Source organism: Streptomyces bobili, from assembly GCF_002154575.1.
GTDB lineage: Bacteria > Actinomycetota > Actinomycetes > Streptomycetales > Streptomycetaceae > Streptomyces > Streptomyces bobili.
This window is the reverse complement of the sequence record NZ_MUBA01000501.1, coordinates 1-2,608: the sequence shown is the minus strand read 5'-3', so window position 1 is coordinate 2,608 and position 2,608 is coordinate 1. Positions and strand designations below refer to the sequence as shown.

Here is a 2,608-nt window from a genome sequence, read left to right as displayed (position 1 = left end):
GCGGAGTACGTCCGGGCGGCGGAAGTCGCCCACGACGCCCCGTTCGATCAGGCGGCGCATCACGTCGTCGGCGCCGTCACAGCGCAGGGCGATCTGGCTGCCGCGCTGCTCGTGGGCGAGCGGGGTGAGGGACTCCACCGTGCCGTCGGGGACGTACGCGGCGACGCACTCCAGGAAGAAGTCCGTCAGCGCGAGGGACTTGGCGCGGACGGTGTCGACGGACACGCCCTCCCAGACCTCCAGCGCCGCCTCCAGGGCGAACATCGACAGGATGTCCGGGGTGCCGACGCGCCCGCGCAGGGCACCCGGCGCGGGTTCGTAGGAGGGCCGCATGCCGAACGGTTCGGCGTGCGAGTTCCAGCCCGGCAGCGGGGAGTCGAAGCGGTCCTGGTGGTCACGCCGCACGTACAGGTACGCCGGTGAACCCGGCCCGCCGTTCAGGTACTTGTAGGTGCAGCCGACCGCCAGGTCCACGCCGTGCTCGTCGAGTCCGACCGGCAGCGCGCCCGCGCTGTGGCACAGGTCCCAGACGGCGATCGCGCCCGCCGCGTGGACGGCGGCGGTGAGGGCGGGCAGGTCGTGCAGCCGTCCCGTGCGGTAGTCCACATGGTTGAGCAGCACCGCGGCCGTACGGTCCGACAGGGCCGCCGGCACCTCCGCCGGGGTCACCGGCCGCAGCGTACGGCCGGTCAGCCGGGCCGCCGACTCGGCGATGTAGCCGTCCGTGGGGAAGGTGGCCGCGTCGACGACGATCTCGTCCCGGTCCTCACCCGCCAGCCGCACCGCGCCGACAACAGCCTTGAGGACGTTGACACTTGTGGAGTCGCCCACGACGATCTGGCCGGGGCCCGCGCCCACCAGCGGGGCGATCCGGTCGCCGATCCGCTCGGGCGCGGTCCACCAGCCGCTCTCGTCCCAGGAGCGGATGCGCAGCTCGCCCCACTGGCGCCGGACCACGTCCTCCAGCCGTCCGGGGACGGCCACGGGCAGCGCGCCCAGCGAGTTGCCGTCGAGGTAGACGACGTCATCGAGGACGAACTCCTTGCGCTTGTCGGCCAGTTCGTCGGCGGAGTCCAGCTCCTGGGCCCTGCGGGTGAGGTCAGACATAGGAGCGCGCCGTCCACAGCTCGGGGAAGACGTTCTTCTGCGCGCGCTTCTCCAGCCAGGCCACCCCGGCCGAACCGCCCGTGCCCGTCTTCGAGCCCATCGCGCGGCGGGTCGAGACGAGGTGGTCGTTGCGCCAACGCCACACCAGCTCGGCGACATCGGTCAACGCCTCGCCGAGGCGGGCCAGTTCGTCCGACTCGTCGCCCGCGTAGAGGGCGGTCCACACCGCCTCGACCTCCGGCGACGGCTCGTAGCGCAGCGCGACGTCACGCGTCAGCACGGCCTCCGGCACGGCGTGTCCGCGCCGGGCGAGCAGCCGCAGCACCTCGTCGTAGAGGCTGGGCTCGTGCAGCGCCTTCTCCAGTTCGGCGTGGACGCGCGGGGCGCCGCGGTGCGGCACCAGCATCGACGCGGATTTGTCGCCGAGCAGGAACTCCATGCGGCGGTACATCGCGGACTGGAAGCCGGAGCCCTCGCCCAGCGCGCTGCGGTACGAGTTGAACTGGGCCGGCGTGAGCTGCCCGAGCGGCTTCCAGGAGGCGTTCAGCGCCTCCAGCTCGCGTACGGAACGCTTCAGCGCGGCGACGGCCGTCGGCACGTCGTCCCGGCGCAGGGCACCGGCCGCGGTCTCCCACTCGTGGACGATGACCGTGAACCACAGCTCCATGACCTGGGTCGTGACCAGGAAGACCATCTCTCCGGGATCGTCGGAGAGGGTGTGCTGGAGGTGGGTGAGCACGTCCGCCTTGACGTAGTCCTCGTACGGCGTCGTGCCTGCGAAGTCGAGATGCGGGGTCTCGGGCTCGTGAGCCTCATGGGACATCGCTGTCTCCTGTTATGTACTCCGGGTAGCGGTCCGCCCCTGCCGTTACCGACACGGGGGCCCCGGTCCCCTAGGGGCATCCTCCGCAATCGTCACCCGAAAGTGCAAGGCCCGCCCGATCACATCAGGCGGGCCCGTACCCCGAAAGTACTAGCCGGGTGCCGGCCACAGCACCCGTCGGCACCGGCCCGGGACTAGCCCAGCGTCTGTGCGGCCGTCGGCGAGGAGTCCTTCAGGAACTGCGTGCAGCGCTCGTGCTCCTCCTGCTCGCCGATCGATCCGGCGGCGCGGGCGAGGGCGTGCAGGGCACGCAGGAAGCCGCGGTTCGGCTCGTGCTCCCACGGCACCGGGCCGTGCCCCTTCCAGCCGCTGCGGCGCAGGCTGTCCAGGCCACGGTGGTAGCCCGTACGGGCGTAGGCGTACGACTCCACGACGCTGCCGCGTTCGAACGCGTCGTCGGCGAGCTGGGCCCAGGCCAGGGAGGACGTGGGGTACTTCGCGGCGACGTCGGCGGGAGCCGTGCCGGCCGCGAGCAGCTCGCGGGGCTCGGGGTCGTCGGGAAGGTGGGTCGGGGGCGGTCCCCCGAGAAGGTTTTCGTGAATGGACATGGGTCCAGTCTGGGGGACCCACCGGGGTTCGCGCCGACGGGGTGGCCGCGACCGCCCCCGATACGGCCGC

At 72.2% G+C, this 2,608-nt stretch carries 3 protein-coding genes; all 3 read right to left on the bottom strand.

Annotated elements, in window-relative coordinates:
• Nucleotides 1-1,107 (bottom strand): kynureninase (gene kynU / locus BZL64_RS31545; RefSeq protein ID WP_086772550.1); only part of this gene is annotated, 1,107 nt, incomplete at its 3' end.
• Nucleotides 1,100-1,930: a tryptophan 2,3-dioxygenase family protein gene (locus BZL64_RS31540; protein WP_086772549.1), complete on the bottom strand. Its 831-nt coding sequence runs from the start codon at nucleotides 1,928-1,930 to the stop codon at nucleotides 1,100-1,102. The genes kynU and BZL64_RS31540, both read right to left, overlap by 8 nt.
• A 194-nt stretch (nucleotides 1,931-2,124) precedes the next feature.
• Nucleotides 2,125-2,538: a DUF3151 domain-containing protein gene (locus BZL64_RS31535; RefSeq protein ID WP_086772548.1), complete on the bottom strand. Its 414-nt coding sequence runs from the start codon at nucleotides 2,536-2,538 to the stop codon at nucleotides 2,125-2,127.
• Between the last annotated feature and the right edge of the window lie 70 nt (nucleotides 2,539-2,608).